The sequence below is a fragment of the Desulfuromonas versatilis genome, assembly GCF_019704135.1.
Lineage (GTDB): Bacteria > Desulfobacterota > Desulfuromonadia > Desulfuromonadales > NIT-T3 > Desulfuromonas_A > Desulfuromonas_A versatilis.
On sequence record NZ_AP024355.1, the window covers coordinates 3,404,285 to 3,426,495 of the forward strand.

19 protein-coding genes and 1 riboswitch are annotated in these 22,211 nt (G+C 65.7%); of the genes, 10 read left to right on the top strand and 9 right to left on the bottom strand.

Features of this window, described 5'->3' with window-relative positions; translation table 11 throughout:
* Positions 1-74: 74 nt before the first annotated feature.
* The 8 genes from DESUT3_RS15255 to DESUT3_RS15290 all read right to left on the bottom strand — a co-directional run bounded on the left by DESUT3_RS15255 (position 75) and on the right by DESUT3_RS15290 (position 8,044).
* On the bottom strand, positions 75-680 hold the full coding sequence (locus DESUT3_RS15255) for a glycine betaine ABC transporter substrate-binding protein (RefSeq protein ID WP_221249327.1): 606 nt from the start codon (positions 678-680) through the stop codon (positions 75-77).
* Positions 681-708: 28 nt separating this feature from the next.
* Positions 709-1,011 (bottom strand): DUF3467 domain-containing protein, encoded by a 303-nt coding sequence (locus tag DESUT3_RS15260; RefSeq protein ID WP_221249328.1) that lies wholly within the window; start codon positions 1,009-1,011, stop codon positions 709-711.
* Positions 1,012-1,030: 19 nt separating this feature from the next.
* A complete protein-coding gene (locus DESUT3_RS15265; RefSeq protein WP_221249329.1) occupies positions 1,031-2,488 on the bottom strand; it encodes a right-handed parallel beta-helix repeat-containing protein in 1,458 nt (485 codons plus the stop codon).
* A gap of 37 nt (positions 2,489-2,525) precedes the next feature.
* Complete coding sequence (locus DESUT3_RS15270) at positions 2,526-4,424, bottom strand: outer membrane protein assembly factor BamB family protein (RefSeq protein WP_221249330.1); 1,899 nt, start codon at positions 4,422-4,424, stop codon at positions 2,526-2,528.
* The gene (locus tag DESUT3_RS15275) at positions 4,418-5,455 is read right to left on the bottom strand and encodes a carboxypeptidase-like regulatory domain-containing protein (protein WP_221249331.1); all 1,038 of its coding nucleotides are present in this window, start codon (positions 5,453-5,455) and stop codon (positions 4,418-4,420) included. The genes DESUT3_RS15270 and DESUT3_RS15275 overlap by 7 nt, the downstream gene beginning before the upstream one ends.
* A 104-nt stretch (positions 5,456-5,559) precedes the next feature.
* Entirely contained in the window at positions 5,560-6,492 is a 933-nt protein-coding gene (locus DESUT3_RS15280; protein ID WP_221249332.1) for a permease, read from the bottom strand.
* Between the two features lie 16 nt (positions 6,493-6,508).
* Positions 6,509-7,009 (bottom strand): formylmethanofuran dehydrogenase subunit E family protein, encoded by a 501-nt coding sequence (locus tag DESUT3_RS15285; protein ID WP_221249333.1) that lies wholly within the window; start codon positions 7,007-7,009, stop codon positions 6,509-6,511.
* A 153-nt stretch (positions 7,010-7,162) separates the two neighbouring features.
* Complete coding sequence (locus tag DESUT3_RS15290) at positions 7,163-8,044, bottom strand: AAA family ATPase (RefSeq protein WP_221249334.1); 882 nt, start codon at positions 8,042-8,044, stop codon at positions 7,163-7,165.
* 168 nt (positions 8,045-8,212) lie between these two features.
* Here DESUT3_RS15290 and glpK point away from each other — a divergent pair, with 168 nt between their 5' ends.
* Positions 8,213-9,691, top strand: coding sequence for a glycerol kinase GlpK (gene glpK, locus DESUT3_RS15295; RefSeq protein ID WP_221249335.1), 1,479 nt, complete (start codon positions 8,213-8,215; stop codon positions 9,689-9,691).
* Positions 9,692-9,727: 36 nt separating this feature from the next.
* On the opposite strand, the gene DESUT3_RS15300 is transcribed toward glpK, so the two are convergent.
* A complete protein-coding gene (locus DESUT3_RS15300; protein WP_221249336.1) occupies positions 9,728-10,048 on the bottom strand; it encodes an SAM-dependent methyltransferase in 321 nt (106 codons plus the stop codon).
* A gap of 152 nt (positions 10,049-10,200) precedes the next feature.
* A riboswitch (TPP riboswitch) is annotated at positions 10,201-10,306 on the top strand.
* Between the two features lie 44 nt (positions 10,307-10,350).
* On the opposite strand from DESUT3_RS15300, the gene thiF reads away from it, so the two are divergent.
* The 9 genes from thiF (at position 10,351) to DESUT3_RS15345 (ending at position 22,044) form a co-directional block, all read left to right on the top strand.
* Positions 10,351-11,157: a sulfur carrier protein ThiS adenylyltransferase ThiF gene (thiF, locus tag DESUT3_RS15305; protein WP_221249337.1), complete on the top strand. Its 807-nt coding sequence runs from the start codon at positions 10,351-10,353 to the stop codon at positions 11,155-11,157.
* 18 nt (positions 11,158-11,175) lie between these two features.
* A complete protein-coding gene (gene thiS, locus DESUT3_RS15310; protein WP_221249338.1) occupies positions 11,176-11,376 on the top strand; it encodes a sulfur carrier protein ThiS in 201 nt (66 codons plus the stop codon).
* A 129-nt stretch (positions 11,377-11,505) separates the two neighbouring features.
* A complete protein-coding gene (locus DESUT3_RS15315; protein ID WP_221249339.1) occupies positions 11,506-12,276 on the top strand; it encodes a thiazole synthase in 771 nt (256 codons plus the stop codon).
* An 81-nt stretch (positions 12,277-12,357) separates the two neighbouring features.
* Positions 12,358-13,473 (top strand): 2-iminoacetate synthase ThiH, encoded by a 1,116-nt coding sequence (gene thiH / locus DESUT3_RS15320; protein WP_221249340.1) that lies wholly within the window; start codon positions 12,358-12,360, stop codon positions 13,471-13,473.
* A 76-nt stretch (positions 13,474-13,549) separates the two neighbouring features.
* Positions 13,550-14,179 (top strand): thiamine phosphate synthase, encoded by a 630-nt coding sequence (gene thiE / locus DESUT3_RS15325; RefSeq protein WP_221249341.1) that lies wholly within the window; start codon positions 13,550-13,552, stop codon positions 14,177-14,179.
* 97 nt (positions 14,180-14,276) lie between these two features.
* Positions 14,277-16,049 (top strand): SLC13 family permease, encoded by a 1,773-nt coding sequence (locus tag DESUT3_RS15330; RefSeq protein WP_221249342.1) that lies wholly within the window; start codon positions 14,277-14,279, stop codon positions 16,047-16,049.
* Between the two features lie 106 nt (positions 16,050-16,155).
* Positions 16,156-17,007 carry a PstS family phosphate ABC transporter substrate-binding protein gene (locus DESUT3_RS15335; protein ID WP_221249343.1) on the top strand — a complete coding sequence of 284 codons (852 nt, stop codon included), beginning with the start codon at positions 16,156-16,158 and terminating at the stop codon, positions 17,005-17,007.
* Between the two features lie 26 nt (positions 17,008-17,033).
* Positions 17,034-19,799: a bifunctional diguanylate cyclase/phosphodiesterase gene (locus tag DESUT3_RS15340; protein WP_221249344.1), complete on the top strand. Its 2,766-nt coding sequence runs from the start codon at positions 17,034-17,036 to the stop codon at positions 19,797-19,799.
* Positions 19,800-19,914: 115 nt separating this feature from the next.
* Entirely contained in the window at positions 19,915-22,044 is a 2,130-nt protein-coding gene (locus tag DESUT3_RS15345) for a putative bifunctional diguanylate cyclase/phosphodiesterase (protein ID WP_221249345.1), read from the top strand.
* Positions 22,045-22,211: the final 167 nt, after the last annotated feature.

The following is a 22,211-nucleotide window of genomic DNA, read 5'->3' on the forward strand; positions in this document are numbered from 1 at the left end:
TCATCCCCTTCGGACCAGGCCGCCAGGCGGCGCGAAACGTCCAACTGCCGCCTTTAGCCCAGATCATTACTCTGCTAGATGAACTTGCCTTCCTTCAGAAAGTTGCGCGCGACCTCCTTGGCCGTTATCTGGGCCGCCTGGGCTTCGAGGTCCTGCATGGCCTGAGGCGATATCGCACCACCCAGCTTATTGATCAACCGGGCCAGCGCGGGGAATTTTTTCAGGGTGTCCTTGCGCACCACGGGGGCCGCCTGACCGCCAGCTGCGGCCTCTTGCCCCTCGAACCCCAGCGGCTTCAGCCAGACCAGGTTCAGGTCCTGATTGTAGGTTTCCTTCACCGCCTGGTACAAGGCTTCCGAGTCCTCCAGGGGAGCCTTCTTCAGGATTTCGACCTGGCCTACCCCGGTGTACTCGACGTACATGTCGAGATCGGCCTTCATCAGGGCCTCGTGGGCCGCGGCCGTGGAATCCAGGCGCACCACCTTGACCGTGGTTCCGGTGCGCTCACCGATGAGGACGGAGAGCATCTCCGCCAGGATTTCCTGCTGGAGCGTCCCCTTGGAGCCTACGACCAGGGTTTTGCCGACGCAGGCCTCCGCCGGCAGAGGCAGCACCATGGCCAGAATCAGCATCCCGGCAACCAGGCCGGACCCCAGTCTTTTGGCAAGTTTTGCAACCATCGTCTTCTCCTTGCAACTCAGACAAGTATTAATGGATCTTTTCCAACTCGCTGTCTAGCCGCGGAGCGGCGAGACTGACCTGGCCGAAGCTCTGCTCGTACTTGCGCAGATTGTCCTCCAGGGCGAGAATCAGCCGCTTGATGTGCTTCGGGGAAGTGATCACCCGGCTGCGCACCTTGGCCCGCGGAGCCTGGGGCTGAACAAAAATGAAATCGAGGGTAAATTCGGCGTCGGTGTGATTGACCACCGCCAGATTGGAGTAGACCCCCTGGGCGGTCTCCTCGTCAAGCTGAATCTCCATTTTGGCGTCCTTGACTTTCTTCTCGCTCACAAAACCTCCTGTAGGAAAATCATCGGGGGAGAGCTTCGCGCAGCCCGGCGCCGGCCGCAGGGCCTTCCAGCCAGGGGGCGTACTCCACCCGGTCGATCAGGTAGCTGGCAGAGCCGGGCTCCGCCAGGCGAACCCGCGGCTGATCCCGGCGGTCGAAAAAGATGGGGACGTTCCCCTCGGCACCGGCCGCGGCCAACTGGGCCGTGTCTGCGCCCCACCAGTTGCCGCGCACGTCCACGAAGTCGTCGAATTCGCTCTGCAGCTGCGGCTGCCGCGGGTAGGGCCCCTGCCGGCTGGCGGCGGTCGCCTGCACCAGGCCGCCGGAATCGACCAGCCGCTCCCGTTCGGCGCTCTGATTCATCCCCAGCTTGACCCCCATCCGGTTGCCCAGAAAATTGTTGTTGGTCACCCGCGGATAGGAGGAATAATCGCAGATGATGGCCACCTGGTTGGCCTCGAGCAGGTTGCTTCTCACCTCCGGAGCGGAGCGCCGCAGGTTGTCCAGGGCAACCCGGTTGCCGCGGAAATGATTGTGCAGCAGCCGGGGAATCCCCAACTGGTCGTTGCGCACCGCCGTGTCGTTGTCGGCAAACAGGTTGTTTTCCACCGTGGGCGAGGAGAAAGAAAAGTTGACCAGCGCATATTTGTTGGCGAAAAAACGGTTGTCCCTGATCACGGGGGTCTCGCGGGTCTGCTCGCAATAGATGCCGGTCTCGTTGTCGCGGAACTCATTGCCCCGCACCTGCACCAGAACTGCGCGCAGCAGCCGAACCCCCTGCAGGTTGCCCTTGAAGAGATTTTTCTCGACCACTCCCGCGCTGTTGTGGGTGGCGAGGACCGCGGCCTGGCGATGACCGAGAAACCGGTTGCCGACCAGCTCCGGAGCGGATTTCATTTCGATATCAACCCCCAGATCGTTGTTCTCGAAGCGGCAGTTTTCGATGCGGGGGTTCGACTGGCGCAACAGTTTGACCGCCGTGCGACAGTTGCTGAAGCGACTATGCCGCAGGGTGAAGGCATTGAAACTGCTGCTTACCGCCGCGGTGGCGCCCTGGAAATCGGCGTGCTCGATGAGGCTGCCGGCGGGGCCCTCGGCGAATTCAATGCCGACCCATTGGGGAGGAGAAGCGAAGCGCACCGGCGAAGCCTGGCTGCCGATCACCCGCAACACCCCGCGCACCCGGATCCCGGCCTCGGGCGTCAATGGCCTGACCAGGGTCCCCGGGCGGATCTCCAGGGTTGCGTCGGGCGGCACTTCCACCGTGCGGCTGAAGGTGACCTCCCCCTCCCAGACGGTCAGCCCCCGGACGGCCCCAGCCTCTTTTGCCCAGCCTGGGGCGGCTCCGAAAAGCAGCGCAAGACCCAGCAGGGCGGCCGCGATGACTTGGTATTTCAGGTACTGCATGGTCCCCCCGGGGTTGGGCTGGCCGGCCTCGACACCCGCCGCAGGACAGACAAGCAGCAAAACCGGTGCCAAGGGGGATTTGGCCCCTCGCCCCCTTAAACGGGGCAATTCATTGCGCGGCTGGCGGATTTCCGTCAGCCTGCCGGGGTTCGCCGATGAACTCCTGCCTGCTTCCGGCAACCGGGGACTCGACCACCTCCAGGGCACGGACGAAGTGGTCACGACTTCCGAACACCAGCAGTCCGTCCACCAGCACCGGGGTCCCCTGGATCTCCCGAGGGGCCTGGAATGCGCCCAGCAGGTCGCCGCTTTCGGCGCCGTACACCGCCAGGGAGCCGCTGTTGTCGCCCAGGTAGAGCCGCCCCTCCCTGACCAGCGGGGTGGCGTAGACCGGCCCAGAAGTCTCCCGACGCCAGATCGGCCTGCCATCCTGCGCCTCGAGCTTCCACAGCCCCCCTCCGGCAGTCCCCAGGAACAGGGCCCCTTGGGCATAGACCGGCCCTCCGTAATAGCAGGTTTCGCCCAGCTCGCGGCGCCAGCGCTCGACACCCTGGCGGGTAAAGGCGACCAGCAGCCCGTCGCGGGTGACCACCACCGGTCCCTCCGGGGTCAGGGCCGGAGCGGCAAGCAGCGGGCCGGGGAGCCGGGCCTCCCAGAGGAGCCCGCCCGCCGGATCCAAAGCCGTCAGGGTCCCCGCGCCGCCCGCCAGAAAAATCGCCCTACCGTCCCAGCCAGGGGCGGCGCGCAGCGGCTGGGGAGCCTCGTAGCGCCAGCGTAGCTCGCCGGAGCCCGCATCCAGGGCGAACAGGCTGCCGTTCCAGGCCGGCACCAGCAGCAGCTCGCCGATGCGCAGCAGACCCCCCTGGCGATGGTCGTCAGCCCGCGAGGGTCCGTAGCTGAACCCCCAGCGGGGTCGCCCGTCCCCGCGCCCCAGGGCAGTCACCTGCCGCCCCCAGGTCTGGGCATAGACCGTTTCGCCGTCTACCGCGCCACTGGCGTCGATGATGTCCCCAAGGTCGCGACGCCAGCTCAGCCGCCCCTCCCGGTCAAGGGCGTAGAGGTGCCCATCCCAGCTGGCCACGAACAGCTCTTTCCCCGCGGCGACGGGCGAGGCGTCGATAAAGCCCCCGGTCGCGAACCGCCAGGCCTCCCTTAGCTCGAGACCGTCCCGCGGCCCGGTCCCGGCAACCCAGTCCGCAGCGGCGCTGATGTGGACCCGGCCGATCTCCGGATCCTGCTTCTGATCGAAGATCGTCGCCGCGGCCGCGCCCGGATCGGCGCTCCCCCACCAGTTCTCCCCCAGGGTCACGTCCTCGGCGTAAAAATCTCCCAGCCGGAAATTGTCGCCGTTGCCGTAGATGTTGTTGTCGTGGATGCTGGCTTCGCGGTCGTTTTCGAACAGGAAGATGCCCGAACCGTTGTAGCGGATGATGTTGCGGGTGACCTCGACGGTGGAATTGCGGAAATTGATCCCCTTGCCCTGGTTGTGCTCATAGAGGTTGTTGCGGATGACGAAGCTGGCCTGGCCGAGCCGGCAGCCGTCGATGTTGCCGCGGATGGTGCAGTCCTCCACCACGCCGCGGGTGAAGTGGGCGTGCAGGGTATAGGCGGAATCGCTGATCTCGCAGTAGCGCAGGTGCACCTGCCGCGAAAAGTCGACCCGAATCTCCTGCCAGTCCCCCGGCTGGGGGTCGGCCTCGGCGCTGCGGAAACGGATCGGCAACGCGCGGGTCCCCTCGGCCTCGAGCGTCCCCTCGATGATCAGTGTTCCGTCCCCCAGGCCGTCCTGGTCGACGTCGCGGCGCACAAAGGCAATGTCGGTCCCGGGCAGGATGGTCAGGGTCGCCCCCTTGACCACCTTCACCGAGCCGTCGATGAGGATACGCCCGTGCCAGGTAGCGTCCTGGTGGATCTCGGCATCCCTGAGCACCAGCGGCGGCTCCGGGGGCCGCAGCCCCGAGCAACCCGCCAGCAGCAGGCCGAGCAAAAGCAGCGCCCGGGCTACCACATCTCCTCCACCACGATTTCGATCCCCTTCAGCGCCTTGCCGGTCTGCACCCGCACCGAGTGACTGGGGGTGCCGTCGTAGGTGCCGAACAGCTCGCCCGGGGCCGGCGCGCCGCCGAGGGTGTTGCGGGCGGCCAGATAATAGACGCCGCCGTTGGCGAAGGAAAGGACGAAGGCGCCATCGGGCCCGGTGGTCTGGGAGACGTGCAGCGGGCGGTTGAGCATCTGCGAATCCTCGTACAGAAATACCCGCACCCCGGCCACCGGGGCCCCCTTCTTGTCGAGAACACGCCCATGGATGCTGGTCTGCCCGAACAGGGAATCGGCGAGGCGTTCGACCTTTTCCGGCACTTCCAGCATGGGGATGGCTATTTTCAACACCTCTCCCTCGGCGAGCTTCACCGGGTTTTCCGGATAGAACCCGATGTAGTCGCCGGCCCTGAGTGGCCCGGCGAATTCCTTGCTGCGCCGCATCCGGGCGATAACGTAGTAGGTCCCGGCCGGCAGCGGCGCCTCGAACAGCCCCTGCTCGGTGGTGGGACCGGCCATGCCGAGCCCCATCCCCTTGAGTTCGTTGGTCAGGTCGGTATAGACGTAGACGATCGCTCCGGCCAGCGGCACCCCGTCGACGGTGGTCTGGCCAAGAATGCCGGTGGCGACCTGCGGCTCGGCCCTGGGGGGTGCGGGGCGCAGGGGGACCAGGGAGAGATTCATCTGGCCGAGCCCCTCGCGCGGGACGGTCACCGGGTTGCGTCCGTAGTAGCTGTACAGCTCCTTCCCCCGGGCGATGAAATAATAGGCCCCGGGAGGCAGATCGATGCTGAACAGGCCGTCCTTGCCCGACACGTTGGAGCGGTGGGGTGTGTCCCCGGCCAGAGAGGGAGCATCCGCCGGGTAGGCGAAAACCTGGATGGCCGCCACCGGTTCGGTTTTCACGGTGAGCTTGCCGGAAACGGTGACGCCGAAAGCGGCTTCCAGGAGCATGCCGAAAAAAATCGAGACCGACAGAAAAATCCGCAATGTACTTGTCATGGCTGGTGCATCCGTTCTGGCATTTTTTTCGAGGGCGCCCTTTGCTGCGAGACCGTTTCTGGCAGAAAGCCGTCAGCCGGCCAAGCCTCCCGGGCAGATGTTCATCAGGAAAAAAGCTGGTAGCCCCACCCCAGCAGCACCGCCCCGGCCAGGGTCACGGCCAGGAAGCTGAGTACCACCCGGCGGTGGAACATCCCCCACAGGGCGATGATCGCCGGGATGCTGGAGACCGGACCGGCCATCAGCAGGGTGAAGGCCGCGCCGTGATCGATCCCCCGCTCGAGCAGGCCGGCGAGGATGGGGATGATGGGGATCTGGTTGGTGGGCAGCGGCAGGCCGATCAGCGCCGCCGCCAGCACCGAGAGCAGGCTCTTCTGCCCCACCAGCACGGTGATCCAGGAGATGGGGACCAGGGTCACGATGAGCGCCTCGAGCACGATGGCCAGCAGCAGATACTTGCCGATGAACAGTCCGGCGTCGAGGGTGCGGTCGAAGATGAAACGCAGGCGTTTGGCGCGAGGGACCACGGTCATGGTGCGCACCGCGATGCCGTTGGCGGTGCCGATCTCGTAGGCGCTCGCCAGGGTGCCATCCTCCCGGTAGACCGGGCGCAGGCGGACCAGCTCGCCGGCCAGGAATCCGCAGTTAACCAGCCACTGGGTGGCGAACCCGGCTCCCAGGCCGATGAAGGCCGCCCCGCCCAGCTTGAGCATGGCCCACTCGGGTCCCAGGCCGCGCCAGGTGAGCAGCAGGGCGTCGGGACCCATGATGGGCGAGGTGGCCAGCAGGGCGATCAGCGGAGCGATGGGGGTCCCCATCAGGGCCAGGGAGATGACGATGGGCAGGATGCCGCAGGCACACAGGGGCGAGACCATCCCCACCACCACGGCGAGGAAAATCCCCCAGGCGCCGGCGCGGTTGACCCAGCCGCGGATCTGCAGGTCGAGCTTGTACCCCTTGATCACCCCCACCAAAACGATGGAGAGCAGGAAGAACCACCACATGCGGGCGATTTCCTCCCCGATGACCGTAAGCATCTGTATCCAGACCGATTCAGGCATCCGTCACCTCGGTTTTTTCCACCACCTGCCGCAGGCTGAACAGCTCAGCCTCCCCGGCTCGGCGCAATTCCTCGAGCAACCCATCCAACACCTGCTGGCGAGCCGCAACCTCCGCGGCAGGGAGATTCGGCCGCAGCAGCTCGAGCTGGTCGCTCAGCCGCCGGTACTCCCCCGCCCGGGCCAACGCCGCCGCACCCAGTTCGACCTCGACCCCGTGCCCGTCCGAGCGCCGCACCAGGCGCAGGCAGTGGCGCCGCTCTTCCCGAACGACCAGGGTGCCCCGTTCCCGGGAGACGCCGGCGGCCTCCTCGATGCCGTCCACCGCGCAGGTGTCGGTGTGGTAGACCGCCCGCAGCTCGTCGGGCGAACATTCTTCCGGAAACTGCCCCCGCGCCGCCAGCCCCAGCCGCCCGCCCAGGGTGCTCATCGGGCAGTAGTGGCCGTGGCGGCGGTAGATGCGGTCGAAAAGGTCTGAAGCCTGGGGTTGTTCCATCCTCAAAATTACCTGGCAGAAGGCTCCGGGAAACGAGCAATTTATCTCAAGATCAAGGAAGTCGAAGACTTTCGCGGAGGCGTACCTGGGTACGCCGCACAAGAGAAGTCCGAAGGCTGACGCAGAGAATCCGGAAAAGGCCCGTTTCCTCCCCTAGAATTCGTAGTGGTGCGGACAGTCCATCTCCCGGATCTGCTGGTACTTGGCGGTCATGTCCGGGGTGAGAAAACGCCGCACCTCGCGCAGGGCCTTGCGGAAATGCTCCATGGTTACCACCGCGGCGTCCTCCTTGATGGCGTTGACCGTGGCGCGCTTGCACAGGCTCTCGATGTCCCAGCCGACGTAGCCCTCGGTCTGCGCGGCCAGTTCGCGCCGGTCGATGTCCGGAGCCAGGTTGGGCATCTGGTCCATGTAGATGTTGAGCATCCCCAGCCGGTCTTCGGCGTGGGGCGGATGGACGAAGACCTTGCGGTTGAAGCGCTTCTTTTCCTTGATCAGCGCCTGGTCGACGGTGTCGATGCGGTAGCAGGAGCCCACCAGCATGACCCCCTTGACCTGGTTGATGCGGTCGACCTGCTCGATGAACAGGCGCGTCAGGTCCTTGTCGGCGAAGGTCGGGGGGATCGCCCGGAAATTGCCGCTGCCCCACTCGTAATCGCAACCGGCCCGGGGGGCCAGCCACTCGCAGTCGGAGATGAACAGCACGCAGGGGGCCTCGTGGATGGCGCAGTCGAAGGCCTCAACCAGTTCCGGTCCCTTGCCGAGCATCTCCTGGCCCGAGATGTAGACGAAGGAGACGCCAGCCTCCTTGGCGCAGGCCTCGGCGAGCATGGTGATGCCGGTGCCGAGCGGGCCCCACATCATCACCCCGGCCGGCAGGCCGAGATTGTGCTGCAGGATCAGTTCGGGCTTCTTCAGGGGCAGGCAGACCATCTCCTTGAGGGTCTCCTTGACGTCGGCATAGCCGCCGATATCGTCCCAACCGAGCACCGGGTCGCGCACTTCGTAGAATATGTTCTGCAGTTTCCTGTGCATGCCGTCACGTCACTCCATGGTTAAGGCTAAAAAAAATCCGCCGGCGACCGCCGGTCCGGTCACGGCCATCCGGAATATTCAGCAACATCCATGCCACCTTGACTCCCCGCCGGCATTCCCTATACTTGGACAAGCACCCGGAATTCCAAGCAATCAAGGAGTCCCCCAATGGAAAAACTGATCCTCGCCATCGACCAGGGGACCACGGGGACCACGGCCCTGCTGGTCGACCGCTCACTGACCATCCGCGGCAGGGCAACGGTCGACTTCCCCCAGCATTACCCCAGGCCGGGCTGGGTGGAGCACGACGCCGAGGAAATCTGGTTTTCGGTGACCCAGGCGATCCGCAGGGCGCTGCACTCGGCGAAGATCGACCCGAAGCGGGTCGCGGCGGTGGGGATCACCAACCAGCGCGAAACCACCCTGCTCTGGGAGAGAGACTCGGGGCGCGCCGCGGCCCCGGCTATCGTCTGGCAGTGCCGGCGCAGCTCGGAGATCTGCCGAGAGCTCAAGCAGGCCGGCCACGAGCCCCTGGTGCGGCGCAAGACCGGGCTGGTCCTCGACCCCTACTTCTCCGGAACCAAGCTCACCTGGCTGCTGCGGGGCGACCCGCAGCTGCGCCGCCGGGCCGCCGCGGGGCAGCTGGCCTTCGGCACCGTCGACTCGTTTCTGGTCTGGCGCCTGACCGGGGGACGCAGCCACGTCACCGACGCCTCCAACGCCTCACGAACCCTGCTGATGGAACTGCGCAGCTGCAACTGGGACGAAGAGCTGCTGCAGCTGCTCGAGGTGCCGCCGGAGCTGCTCCCGCGCATCTGCGATTCCTCGGAAATCTACGGCACCACCCGCGGCCTGGAGATTCTCCCCGACGGGCTGCCCGTGGCGGGGATGGCCGGAGACCAGCAGGCGGCCCTGTTCGGCCAGGCCTGCTTCGAGCCGGGGGATGCCAAGTGCACCTACGGCACCGGGGCTTTTCTGCTGGAAAACACCGGCGGCGCGCCGGTGGAAAGCCGCAACGGACTGCTGAGCACCGTCGCCTGGCGGCTGGGCGGGCGCCCCAGCTACGCCATGGAGGGGAGCGCTTTCATCGCCGGCGCGGCGGTGCAATGGCTGCGCGACGGGCTGGGCCTGTTCAAGTCTTCCGCCGACGTTGAAGCCCTTGCGGCCTCGGTCCCCGACAGCGGGGGGGTGGTTTTCGTGCCGGCGCTCACCGGGCTGGGCGCCCCGCACTGGAAAAGCGAGGCGCGCGGCGCCATCACCGGCATTACCCGCGGCACCACCGCCGCCCATCTCGCCCTCGCGACCCTGGAGGGGATCGCCCTGCAGATCTGCGACCTGGTCAAGGCCATGGGCGAGGACAAGGGCAGCCCCCTGAAACGGTTCAAGGTCGACGGCGGGGCGGCCCAGAACAACCTGCTGATGCAGCTGCAGGCCGACCTGCTGGACCTTCCGGTGGTGAGGCCGCAGATGGTGGAGACCACCGCTATGGGGGCCGCCATGCTGGCCGGGCTCGCGGTCGGATTCTGGTCGGGGACCGCTGAGCTGAAATCGAGCTGGCGCGAAGAGCACCGCTTCGATCCGCGGATGTCCCCCCAGGTCCGCGGGGAGCTGCTGCAGCGCTGGCAGGAAGCTGTCAGCAAAGCCTAAGGAGCCGGCTCGCCGTTCGAGGTTCAGCCCCCGGACTTACAGATCATTCAGCAGCCGGTAGATCTTCTGCTCGATCTCCCAGACCGTCGCGGCCCGGTCCTCCGCCCCCTGCTCCTCGAGCAGCAGTCGGGCCCGGTCGAGTTGGCTGTGCCCTTTGAGCAGCACGGGGGTCAGCTCCGCCTCGAGGCGGATGCGGGGGATCTCCCCCACCCGGTCCGCGAGTTCGACGAGAATTTCGGCCCCCTTGGCAATGACCCGGATCTCCTTGGACTCCTCTTCGCCGGCCCCGGCCCGCAACCCGGCCAGCAGGCCCTGTACATCGCCAACAATTTCCCTGTAACGATCCGAAATGCTCATCGGTCAGACTCCCCTTGAAATAAACGCTGTGCGCACTGGCGCAGGGCGACCATCTTAGACAAATTCCCCCCTGGAAACAATGAAAAAGGCTGGAAAAAAGTTGACTTCAAGAGGCCGGTACTGTTAGCTTATACCCTCTGAAAACACATTGCAGTACGCCCTAGGGGAGTAGCACCTACTGAGAGTCCCGGTCCTGCGGGATGACCCTTTGAACCTGATCCGGATCATACCGGCGTAGGGAAGCGGCGCGATCATCCGACTTGATTTCCGGAGAGGCCGCCATTCGCGGCCTTTTTTCGTTCATGAACATTCTACTCAACGAACAGCCCGCACAAATCGACGCAGGAACCACCCTGCACCGACTGCGGGAGCAGTTCAAGCCCGAAGCCGACCTGGTCATCCTCAACGGCTTCCCGGTGGCCGACGACCGCCCCCTGGAACCCGGCGACCAGGTGGTGCTGATCCGCCGCGGCGAGCAGCCCTCCCCCGAGGAGCTCGAGGCGCTGATGGTCTCCCGTCACACCCCCGGGGTGCACCGTCGGGTGAAAAGCGGGACCGTCGCCATCGCCGGCGTCGGCGGCCTGGGCTCAGCCATCGCCGTGGCCCTGGCACGGGTCGGGGTCGGGCACCTGGTGGTGGCCGATTTCGACGTGGTGGAGCCCTCCAACCTCAACCGGCAGCAGTATTTCGTCGACCAGATCGGCCTGCCCAAGGTCGAGGCGCTGCGCGAGAACCTGGCGCGCATCAACCCCTACGTCAAGGTCAGCGCCTTTCACGGCCGGCTGACGGCGGAGAACATCCCGGCGCTGTTCGCCGAGGCCGACGTCATCGTCGAAGCCTTCGACGCCGCCAACCAGAAGGCCATGCTCACCGAAACGGTGCTGACCCGGATGCGGCCCAAGCCGCTGGTGGCCGCCTCGGGGCTGGCCGGCTTCGCGCCGTCCAACACCGTGGTAACCCGCCGCGCCGCCGCCAATTTTTACCTGGTCGGCGACGGCGAAACCGCCGCCCGCCCCGGCGAAGGGCTGATGGCCCCCCGGGTCGGCATCGCCGCCCATCACCAGGCCAACGCCGTGCTGCGGCTGCTGCTCGGCGAAGAGCCTGCCTGAACGGAGCTGACAATAGCAATGAACATCACCGTCAATGGCAAATCCCGCGCCCTCGAAGCGGCGCTCACCGTCGAGCAGCTGCTCGAGTCCCTCGGCCTTGAGACGGAGCGGGTGGCCGTGGAACTCAACCGCGACATCCTGACCCGCAGCCGCTTTGCCGAGACCAGCCTCAGCGACGGCGACGTGCTCGAGGTGATCCAGTTCGTCGGCGGGGGGTAAACAATGTAGGGGCGGACCTGTGTGTCCGCCCGGAACCGGGCAACAGCAGGGCACACACGCAGGTGAGGGCACACACGCAGGTGTGCCCCTACCCATATCATAGAGAATCAATAAATAAGGGCCGAGAACATGGATGAACTGATAATTGCGGGGCGCAGCTTCAAATCGCGCCTGATGGTCGGGACCGGCAAATTCTCCTCCAACACGGCGATGGTCGCGGCCATGGAGGGTTCGGGGTGCGAGATCGTCACCGTGGCGCTGCGCCGGGTCGACATCGACAACCCCGGCGACAGCATGCTCAAGCACATCGACCGCGACAAATACCTGCTGCTGCCCAACACCAGCGGCGCCCGCGACGCCGAGGAGGCGGTGCGCCTGGCCCGCCTGGCCCGGGCCGCGGGCTGCGAGCCCTGGGTCAAGCTGGAGGTCACCCCCGACCCCTACTACCTGCTGCCCGACCCCATCGAAACCCTCAAGGCCGCGCAGATCCTGGTCAAGGAAGGCTTCACCGTGCTCCCCTACATCAACGCCGACCCGGTGCTGGCCAAGCATCTGCAGGAGGCGGGCACCGCCACCGTCATGCCGCTGGGGGCGCCGATCGGCACCAACAAGGGGGTGCGCACCCGCGACAGCATCGCCATCATCATCGAGCAGGCCATCGTCCCGGTGGTGGTCGACGCCGGCCTCGGGGCCCCCTCCCACGCCGCCGAGGCGATGGAGATGGGCGCCGACGCGGTGCTGGTCAATACCGCCCTGGCCGTCTCGCCCAACCCGGGGCAGATGGGCGCCGCCTTCAAAAAAGGCGTGGAAGCCGGCCGCGAAGCGTTTCTGGCCGGGCTCGGCGAACGCCGCGACAAAGCCGAAGCGTCGAGCCCGCTGACGGGCTTTCTTCGGGATTGAGCAATTTCCCATAAGTCCCATAGGTCCTATAGGTCCCATGCGACCAATAGGCCCCAAAAGCCCAAAAGGACTTTCGGTACCATGAGCTTTCTAGAAGAGATCAGCAAATACGACCCTAAAATGGTTCTCGAGCGCATCGAGGGCAAAACCGCAGCCGATGTCGAGCGCGCGGTGCACGCCGAGCGGCTGCGTATCGACGACTTCATGGCGCTGCTGTCGCCGGCGGCGCAGGATTTCCTCGAGCCGATGGCGGCCCGGGCGCACCGGGTCACCACCCAGCGCTTCGGGCGCAACATCCTGCTCTATGCGCCGCTTTATCTCTCCAACGAGTGCGTAAACGGCTGCCGCTACTGCGGCTTCAGCGCCAAGAACCAGGTCCCCCGCCGCACCCTGGGGTTCGATGAGATCGAGCGCGAGGCCAGGGTGCTGCACGAGCAGGGCTTCCGCCACATCCTGCTGGTCACCGGCGAGTCGCCCAAAGCGGTGGACAACGAGTTTCTCGCCGCCGCGGCCGACCGCATCCGGCCCATGTTCAGCTCGGTCAGTATCGAGGTCTACCCGATGGACGAGACCGGCTACCGGCAGATGGTGGCCGCCGGGGTCGACGGGCTGACCATCTACCAGGAGACCTACGACCGCGCCCTCTATGCCGAAATGCACCCCTTCGGCAAGAAGCGCGACTTCGACTTCCGCCTCGCCACCCCCGAGCGGGGCGGGGCCGCCGGGCTGCGGCGCATCGGCATCGGCTCGCTGCTGGGCTTGGGCAACTTCCGCAGCGAAGGCTTTTTCACCGGCCTGCATGCCCTTTACCTGTCACGCCACTACTGGCGCACCCAGCTGAGCGTCTCGTTTCCGCGCATCCGCCCGGCCGACGGCGGCTTCCAGCCGCTCAACCCGGTCTCCGACCGCCATTTCGTACAGCTGATCTGCGCCCTGCGCCTGCTGCTGCCCGACGTGGGGCTGGTGCTCTCCACCCGCGAAAGCGCCAAACTGCGCGACAACCTGATCCCCCTGGGCATCACCCAGATGAGCGCCGGCTCCTGCACCGCCCCGGGCGGCTACGCCGACAAGGACCACAGCACCCGCCAGTTCGCCATCGACGACGACCGCACCCCCGAGGAGGTCAGCCGGCTGATCCGCGCCAAGGGCTACGAGGCGGTCTGGAAGGACTGGGACAGCGCGTTTCTGAAGGCCTAGGGCCGCCAGGGGGCGCGGGCCTGGGCCAAGGATACTGCGCCCCTACAGTTTTCCCCGACACGGGCTTGATGGGGCAATGTCACCTGTCGACTTCAATCTCTACCTGATTACCGACCGAAAGGCGGTCCCTCCCGGCCGCAGCCTCCCCGAGGTCATTCGCGGGGCGCTGGAGGGCGGGGTGCGCGCCGTGCAGCTGCGCGAGAAGGATCTCGGCGCCAGGGAGCTCTACCCGCTGGCCCTCGAGTTGCGCCGGCTCACCCGGGAGTTCGGCGCCAGGCTGCTGATCAACGACCGCATCGATGTGGCCCTGGCGGTGGAAGCCGACGGGGTTCACCTCGGCGGCCAGTCCCTGGGGGCGGCAGCCGCCCGGCGGATTCTCGGGCCCGGCCGACTGATCGGCGTCTCGACCCACAGCCTGGCCGAGGCCGAAACGGCCCAAGGCGAAGGGGCTGACTTCCTTACCTTCGGCCCGGTCTACCCCACCCCGTCCAAAGCCGCCTACGGCGCTCCCGTTGGCCCAGGCGAGCTGGAGCGGACCTGCCGCGCCCTGCGGATTCCGGTTTTCGCCCTCGGCGGGGTGAAAGAGCGGCACATCCCCGAAATCCTGTCCGCCGGAGCCGCCGGCATCGCTCTTATTTCGGCGCTCATCACCTCCCCCGCCCCGCGGAGCACAGCGGCCAACTTGCTGAAACGCCTCACCCTCTGACCCTTCCTCGGCGCACGCCCCTTCGCTTGTAAGCCACCCTCTCCTCGATTACACTTGAGGTTGACAGTATCTTCCGTCTCCTCCTGTCGAGGCCTGCATGGAAATCACCCTGGTCCTGACCATCCTGGTAATCGCCGTCATCCTCTTCGCCACCGAGCTGATCCGCATGGACCTGGTGAGTCTGATGGTGCTGATGGCCCTGGGGCTGACCGGGCTGGTGACCCCCCACGAAGCCTTTTCCGGGTTCAGCAACCCCGCGGTCATCACCGTGGCGGCCATGTTCATCATCAGTTCGGCCATCGCCAATACCGGCGCCACCGGCAAGCTCGGTGAAAAGATCCTGCATGTCGCCGGCAACAGCGAGCCGCGCCTGATCGCCGCCATCATGCTGACCGTGGCCCTGATCTCGGCCTTCATCAACAACATCGGCTCCACGGCAGTGCTGCTGCCGCTGGTGGTGGGGATGGCGCAGAAAGCCCGCATCGCCCCCTCCAAACTGCTCATGCCCCTGGCCTTCGGTTCGCTGATGGGCGGGGTCTGCACCCTGATCGGCACTCCCCCCAACATCCTGATGAACGAACTGCTCCACGAATACTCGGGGCAGAGTTTCTCCATGTTCGACTTCACCCCCGTCGGCCTGGTCATTGTCCTGGTCGGCACCGCCTACATGGCGCTGGTCGGCCGGCACCTGCTGCCGAGCCGCAAGTCGGGGACGCTGACCGAAGCCTACCAGGTCAAGGAGTACATCACCGAAGTCGAAATCGAGCCCAAATCCCCCCTTGACGGCAAGACCATCACCCAGAGCGGCCTGGAAGAGGACTTCAACCTCAAGGTGCGGGCCATCCTGCGCGACCGGCACAAATACCCTTTCCCGCGCCGCAACCGCAAACTGCGCGCCGGGGACGTTCTGTTTCTGGAGGGGAACCCGGAAGGGATCCTCAAGGTCCGCAAGAAAAAGGGCCTGACCGTCGTCCCCGAGCGGGACAACCCGGTGATCGGCAACAACGGCAAGGACAACGTGGTGGTGGTCGAGGCGAGCCTGGCCCCGACCAGCGAGATGGTCGGCAAGACCCTGCGCGACGTGCGCTTTGCCGACACCCACGGTCTGACCGTGTTGGCCCTCTGGCGCAGCGGCGCGCCGGTGGTCAAAAAGGTCGACCACGTCATTCTCAAGTTCGGCGACGTGCTGCTGCTGCAGGGCCCCGAGGAGAAGGTGCTGCACCTGGGCCGGGAGCATGGCTTTTTGCTGCTCGGCGGCGTCTCCCTGACCACCTACGTCCCCCAGAAAGCCCCCATCGCCCTGCTGATTCTGCTCGGCGTCATCGTGCTGGCGGCAACCGGGCTGCTGCCGATCATGCTGTCGGCGTCATTGGGGGCCCTGGCCATGATCCTGTTCCGCTGCCTGACCATCACCGAAGCCTACGATGCCATCGACTGGTCGATCATCATGCTGATCGCCGGCACCCTGCCCCTGGGGCATGCCATGGAAAACAGCGGCGCGGCGAGGTTTCTGGCCGACCTGATCATCGGCGGGGTCGGCGAGTTCGGCCCCTGGGTCGTACTCGGCGCGGTGTTCCTGATCACCTTCGCCCTCACCGAGGTGATGAGTCACGCCGCCGCCGCGGTGCTGATCGCCCCCATCGCCTTCAACACCGCCATCGACCTGGGGGTAAGCCCCAAGCCCTTCTTCATGGCCGTGGCCATCGCCGCCTCCTCCTGCTTCATGACCCCCATCAGCCACCAGTCCAACGCCCTGGTGATGGGGCCCGGCGGCTACCGCTTTTTCGACTACACCCGCGTCGGGACCGCGTTGAACCTGGGCATCTGGCTCATCGCCAGCCTGCTGATCCCGATGATCTTCCCCTTCTGACACCCCGCCGCGCAGCGGGCTCCTTTTCTCGCCCATCCTCTGGCCGACAGGGCACGATGTTTGCTGCAGAAAGCCAATTAATCCTATTTGGCAAGGAGGACTCTGCATGCGTTCCGGTCGGCCCCTGGTCCTGGCAGCCCTCATCCTGATCCTGTCGGTATCCGCAGCGTTCGCGCGGGACAGCATTGTCATCGCCGGATCCGGGGATTCCCAGCAACTGCTGCGCGTTTTGGCCGAAGCGTTCCAGAACAGCCACCCGGGAGCGCGGGTCCAGGTCCCCGACAGCATCGGCAGCTCGGGGGGCATCAAGGCCGCCGCCAGCGGCGACTGCGACCTGGGGCGGGTTGCCCGCCCCCTGCGGGAGCGGGAAAAGCCACTGGACCTCAACTACCTGCCCTTCGCCCGGTCCCCGGTGGTATTCGCCGCCAACCTCGATGCCCCTTGTGTCAACAACCTGACCGAGGCCCAGGTCAACGACATCTACGCGGGGCGGATCGGCCAGTGGAGCGAACTGGGCGCCTGCCCGCAGCACAAGATCTACGTCGCCAACCGCGAGGAGGGGGATTCTTCGCGCGCGGTTCTCGAACAGCAGGTCGCCGGTTTCCAGGAGGTGGCGGGATCCGCGGGCAAAGTCATCTACAGCACTCCGGAAACCGTTGAGGTGCTCTCCAGGTATCGCTTCACCCTCGCCTACCTGCCGCTTTCGACCATCAGGGGCAACACAGCCCTCAGGGTATTCAACTACCGAGGAGTCGCCCCCGAGCCCGAGGCCGTCCGCAGCGGGGACTACCCCCTGGTGACCCCCTTCGGCCTGGTCTGGCAAGGGCGGCTCGAGGGCCCGGCCAGGCAGTTCGTCGAATTTCTCTTCAGTTCCGAGGCGCAGCAGATCATGGAGCGCCAGGGGGTGGTTCCCCTGCCGCAGCCAGGCCATCTACCCGGGGATGACAAATCCAGTTGAAGTCCGCAGGCGGAAAGAAAAGGCGCATGCGCCACGGCATAAAAACCAAGATTTTCCTGGCCAAGGCCCTGCTGGTGCTGCTGACCATCGCCCTGCTCGGTTCTTTCAGCTATTCCCTGGTCGTCGACGCCCTGACCCGGGCCCAGCAGGAGAAGCTCGAGCACCTGGCCGACGATCTTGCCGAAAGGCTTGGAGGGCACCTGGAAGATTTGCAGGAGCTGATGCTGCGGGTCGATGTGGAGGATTATTACCACCGCTACCGCGACCTGCCCCTGGCCCGGCATTTCGCCAAGTTTCAGAACATTCTGCCGGCCATCTCCCTGCTCGACGAACGGGGCCGGGAGGAGGTCAAGGTCGTTGCCGGCAGCAACTCGGCGGACCTGCGTGATTACGGAGGGCTGGAGATCGTCCGCGCCTCCCTGGAACAACCCAACCGGGTGCTTCTCTCGCAACCGGTGCCGTCTGCGGAGCTTGGCGAATCCGCGGTGCTGCTCTGCCTGACCCGCCAATCTTATTTCGGCGACGAATTCATGGGGACCCTGCTGGCCCAGGTCCCGCTGCAGCGCTTCCGCGAAAAACTCGCCGAGCCCCACCTGGGAGAGAGCGGCTTTATCCTGCTGCTGGGAGCGGGCGGAGAGATCCTGGCCCACCCCGATCCCCAATACCTCCAGCAACCGGTTACCGACCGCGACCCCGCCGGAGAAGCCTTAATGGCCAAGGCCCTGCAGGGACAGCGGGGCTTTGGCCGCGCGACCCTGCTCGGAGTGGACGGGCACCTGGCCTTCGCCCCGGTGCCCGCGGTCGGCTGGTCGGTCCTGGCCACCCTCCCCCACCAGGAATTCACCGCCGTTCCCCGGCGCCTGCTGGCCATCACCCTGGCGATCTGCCTGGGGGTGCTGGTCCTTGGGCTCGGCGCGTCGCTGGCCCTTGCCGGGAACCTGACCGGCAGCATCGAACAGATTCGCGCGCATACCGACCGGGTCTCCCGGGGAGATCTTCTGCAGAGACTGGACCTGAAGTCGGGGGACGAACTCGAGGAGCTCGCCCACTCCTTCAACCTGATGACGGAAAATCTCCAACGCACCAGCGCCGCGCGGGATTCGCTCCATGACATCCTGCAGTCGATCATCGACCCGCTGGTAATCACCGACCCTCAAGGCAACATCCGCGAGCTCAACCCCTCGGCCCGGCAGATGCTCGGCAGCCGGGAGGACGAACTCATCGGCCGGCCCCTCACCGGCATTTTCCGCAACGACCCCTACCTCCTGCGGGACCGGGAGTTTTTTCGCCAACTGCAGCAAGGGCCGGTGCGCAACTGCGAAACCGAGATCCTGACCCGCCATGGCCAGGCCCTCCCGGTACTGTTCTCCTGTTCGCTTACCGGCGGCGACGAGGACGCCGGTATCGTCTGCCTGTTCAAGGACATCTCCGAGCGGAAAAAGGCCGAGCGGGAGATCGAGCAGCTGGCCTATTTCGACATGCTCACCGAACTGCCCAACCGCCTGCTGCTCACCGACCGGCTCGGGCAGGCCATCACCCGGGCCAAGCGGGAGAATGCCAGCCTGGCCGTGCTCTTTCTGGACCTGGACCATTTCAAGATGGTCAACGATACCCTGGGGCACAGCATCGGCGATGAACTGCTGAAAATCATCGCCCAACGCTTGCGCTCCACGCTCCGGCAATCAGACACCATCGCCAGGCTGGGCGGCGACGAGTTCGTCATCATCCTCGAAGAGCTGAAATGCACCGAGGAGGTGTCCCGGGTCGCCGCGAAAATCAACCAGGCCCTCGCCGCCCCCTGCCGATTGCGCGGCACCCGGTTGTTCTCCGCCGCAAGCATCGGTATCGCCCTGTATCCCCGCGACGGCGAGAACCACATCGACCTGCTGCGCCACGCCGACATGGCCATGTACCACGCCAAGGCCGAGGGGAGGAACAACTTCCAGTTCTTCTCGCCCGAGATGAACGCCCGTGCCCAGGAGCGCCTGCAGTTGGAGAGCAAACTGCGCCAGGCGGTGCGAGACGGCAGCTTCGTGTTGCACTACCAGAAAAAGGTCGACTACCCATCGTGCCGGGTCATCGGCCTGGAGGCCCTGGTCCGCTGGCAGGACCCGGACGAGGGGCTGATTTCCCCCGGGCGCTTCATCCCCCTGGCGGAGGAAACCGGGCTGATCATCCCCTTGGGCGAGTGGGTCATGGAGAGCGCCTGCCGCCAGGCGGTGCTCTGGAGGCAGGCCGGTTTTTCCGGGCTGCAGGTTTCGGTCAACCTCTCGGCCCGGCAGTTCAAGCAGCCGGACTTGGCCGAACGGGTTGCCGAACTCCTGACACGGACCGGCTTGCCGCCGCAGTGCCTGGAGCTGGAACTTACCGAGAGCATCCTGATGGAGGACATGGACGGGGCGGTGACCACCCTGAAACAGCTCAAGGAAATCGGCGTCATGCTTTCGGTGGATGATTTCGGCACCGGGTATTCCTCGCTGAGCTACCTGAAAAAGTTCCCCATCGACACCCTCAAGATCGACCGCTCCTTCGTCAAAGACCTGCCCGAAGACGAAGACAGCTGCGCCATAACCGCATCGATCATCGCCCTGGCGCGCAGCCTGAAGCTCAATATCGTTGCCGAAGGGGTGGAGACCGAGGCCCAGCTCGAATTTCTCGACAGGCTCGACTGCCACCAGATCCAGGGGTTCCTGTTCGGTCGCCCGACCCCGGCCGACCGGATCGACGAGCTTTTTCTGCGCCGGGGTGACCGGGCAGCACCGGGGCCCCAGGCATCGGCCATGGGGGCCTGAGTCGCGGCGGCCTCGCCGCTGCAAATAAAAAGTGCGCCACAAAAAACAAATGCTATAATTAAGGTTCATTATGGTCTGCCATTGACCTGAATCAACCCGAGCGGCGCAGGGTCCCATGAACCTGAAATATGACCCAACCTCATCCAGGGATGGGAAACTGGACAACTCTCTGCTGGACAGCCTAGCCGAGGCTTCGCCCCACGGGGTCCTGCTGCTCGACGCAAACGGCCATGCCCAGCTCTGGAACACTCCGGCAGAAGCACTGCTGGGCTGGCCGGCCGAGGAAATCCTCGGCAAGCCGGTCAATTGGCTGCCTGCGGGTTCCGACCGGGAATTCGAAGGCCGCCGCCAGCAGGCCATGACCGGCAAGGCCTGCTGCCGCATGCCCCTGCGCGCCGTGCACCGCAGCGGGCGCCTCGTCGATCTGCGGGCGACCTTCACCCCGGTCCATACCCCCGCAGCCGAAAGTGAGGGGGTCATGGTTCTGCTCGAAACCCTCAGCCCCCCGACCCAGGAGGATGCCGCCCGCTGGGAGGCGGAACACCTGGCCCGGGCCACCCTGGACGCGCTCCCCCAGCACATCGCCATCCTCGACGAAACCGGCACCATCATCGCCGTCAACCGGGCCTGGCGGGAGTTTGCCGAGACCAACTCCACGGCCCCCGACCTTTTTTGCGAAGGGTCCAATTACCTGGCCGTCTGCGATGCCATCGACGAGCAGCAGTGCCCCGAGGCCGCCGCCTTTGCCGGGGGAATCCGCGCGGTGATGCAGGGGACCATGCTCGAATTCAGTCTCGAGTACCCCTGCCACAGTCCGGTGCGCCCCTGCTGGTTCATGGGCCGGGTAACCCGCTTCTCGGATCAGGGGCCGATGCGCATCGTGGTGGCCCACGACAACGTCACCGAGTTGATGCAGGCCGAAAAGGCCATCCAGCAGCTGGCCTATTACGACCTGCTGACCGGCCTGCCCAACCGCCTGCTGCTGCAGGACCGCCTCGGCCAGGCGTTGGCCCAGGCCAAGCGCGAGCGGGAGATGCTGGCGGTTCTGTTCCTGGATCTCGACCGCTTCAAAATCATCAACGACACCCTCGGCCACGCGGCCGGCGACCGGCTGCTGAAAACCGTTGCCGAGCGGCTCAATGCCTGCGTCCGCAAAAGCGACACCGTGGCTCGCTTGGGGGGGGACGAGTTCGTGGTCATCCTGCCGGCGGTGGGGCACACCGAGGACCCCACGCTGATCGCCGAGAAGATTCTTCACACCCTCTCGCGCCCCTTCCACCTGGAGGGGCAGAAACTCTTCACCTCGACCAGCATCGGCATCGCCATGTATCCGGCCGACGGCCCCGATGCCGAGGCCCTGGTCAAAAATGCCGACCTGGCCATGTACCAGGCCAAGGAGGAGGGGCGCAACACCTTCCGCTTCTTCTCCGCCGAGCTCAACGACCGGGCCATGAGCCGGCTCTCCATGGAAACGGCCCTGCGCCGGTCCCTGGAGCGGGGTGAACTCGAGCTGCGCTTCCAGGAGCAGACCGACCTGAAGAGCGGCCGGGTCTGCGGGGTCGAGGCGCTGCTGCGCTGGCGACACCCGGAGCTGGGGCTGCTCACCCCGGCGGAGTTTCTCCCCCTGGCCGAGGAGACCGGGCAGATCATCGTCATCGGCGAGTGGGTGTTGTGCGCCGCCTGCAACATCGCCCTGTCCTGGCAGCGCTCCGGGCTGCCGCCGGTCCGCATCACCGTCAACATTTCCTCCCGGCAACTGCGTCACTACAACCTGGCCCAGGCCGTCGCCAGAATCCTCGAGGAGACCGGCCTCGATCCACACTGGCTGGAGCTTGAGCTGACCGAAGACGTGCTCATGCAGAGCGGCGCCGAGGCCCTTGAGCGAATCCGCCACCTCAAAGCCAACGGAGTCGGGCTGGCCATCGACGACTTCGGCACCGGCTTCTCCTCCCTCAATCTGCTGAAGAAAGCTCCCGTGGATCGCCTGAAGATCGACCATTCCTTCATCGCCGAGCTGGTATCCGGACCGGCCGACACCATGGTGGTCCGCACCATCATCGACATGGCCCACAACCTCGGCATGAAGGTCATCGCCGAAGGGGTCGAAACCGAGGAGCAGCGCGACTTTCTCATCGGCCACGGCTGCGACGAGGTACAGGGGTTTCATTTCCACCGCCCGGTCACCGAAACCGAGTTCCGCAAGCTGCTTGAATCCGGAGCACTCCCCCAGGGCAGGCCGTCCTGAATTCCCTCCGCACCCCCCAGGCAATTCTCACCACCCGCTCGCCGAGCTCGCTGAAGGACACGAAGGGCACGAAGAAGAGAAAAAAGCCTTTGGTTTCGAATTTCTCTTCGTGTCCTTCGTGCCCTTCGTGGTGAACCTTCTCAGGGTCATCCCCGGTCAAAGGGGAG

Bases quoted from the DNA above. Each gene is read 5' to 3' on its own strand.
- DESUT3_RS15255 (WP_221249327.1), bottom strand. From the start codon at position 680: ATGGTTGCAAAACTTGCCAAAAGACTGGGGTCCGGCCTGGTTGCCGGG.
- DESUT3_RS15315 (WP_221249339.1), top strand. From the start codon at position 11,506: ATGGATGAACTGATAATTGCGGGGCGCAGCTTCAAATCGCGCCTGATG.
- DESUT3_RS15275 (WP_221249331.1), bottom strand. From the start codon at position 5,455: ATGACAAGTACATTGCGGATTTTTCTGTCGGTCTCGATTTTTTTCGGC.
- DESUT3_RS15290 (WP_221249334.1), bottom strand. From the start codon at position 8,044: ATGCACAGGAAACTGCAGAACATATTCTACGAAGTGCGCGACCCGGTG.
- thiF (WP_221249337.1), top strand. From the start codon at position 10,351: ATGAACATTCTACTCAACGAACAGCCCGCACAAATCGACGCAGGAACC.
- DESUT3_RS15300 (WP_221249336.1), bottom strand. From the start codon at position 10,048: ATGAGCATTTCGGATCGTTACAGGGAAATTGTTGGCGATGTACAGGGC.
- DESUT3_RS15345 (WP_221249345.1), top strand. From the start codon at position 19,915: ATGAACCTGAAATATGACCCAACCTCATCCAGGGATGGGAAACTGGAC.
- glpK (WP_221249335.1), top strand. From the start codon at position 8,213: ATGGAAAAACTGATCCTCGCCATCGACCAGGGGACCACGGGGACCACG.
- DESUT3_RS15330 (WP_221249342.1), top strand. From the start codon at position 14,277: ATGGAAATCACCCTGGTCCTGACCATCCTGGTAATCGCCGTCATCCTC.
- DESUT3_RS15340 (WP_221249344.1), top strand. From the start codon at position 17,034: ATGCGCCACGGCATAAAAACCAAGATTTTCCTGGCCAAGGCCCTGCTG.
- DESUT3_RS15335 (WP_221249343.1), top strand. From the start codon at position 16,156: ATGCGTTCCGGTCGGCCCCTGGTCCTGGCAGCCCTCATCCTGATCCTG.
- DESUT3_RS15280 (WP_221249332.1), bottom strand. From the start codon at position 6,492: ATGCTTACGGTCATCGGGGAGGAAATCGCCCGCATGTGGTGGTTCTTC.
- DESUT3_RS15285 (WP_221249333.1), bottom strand. From the start codon at position 7,009: ATGGAACAACCCCAGGCTTCAGACCTTTTCGACCGCATCTACCGCCGC.
- thiE (WP_221249341.1), top strand. From the start codon at position 13,550: ATGTCACCTGTCGACTTCAATCTCTACCTGATTACCGACCGAAAGGCG.
- thiH (WP_221249340.1), top strand. From the start codon at position 12,358: ATGAGCTTTCTAGAAGAGATCAGCAAATACGACCCTAAAATGGTTCTC.
- thiS (WP_221249338.1), top strand. From the start codon at position 11,176: ATGAACATCACCGTCAATGGCAAATCCCGCGCCCTCGAAGCGGCGCTC.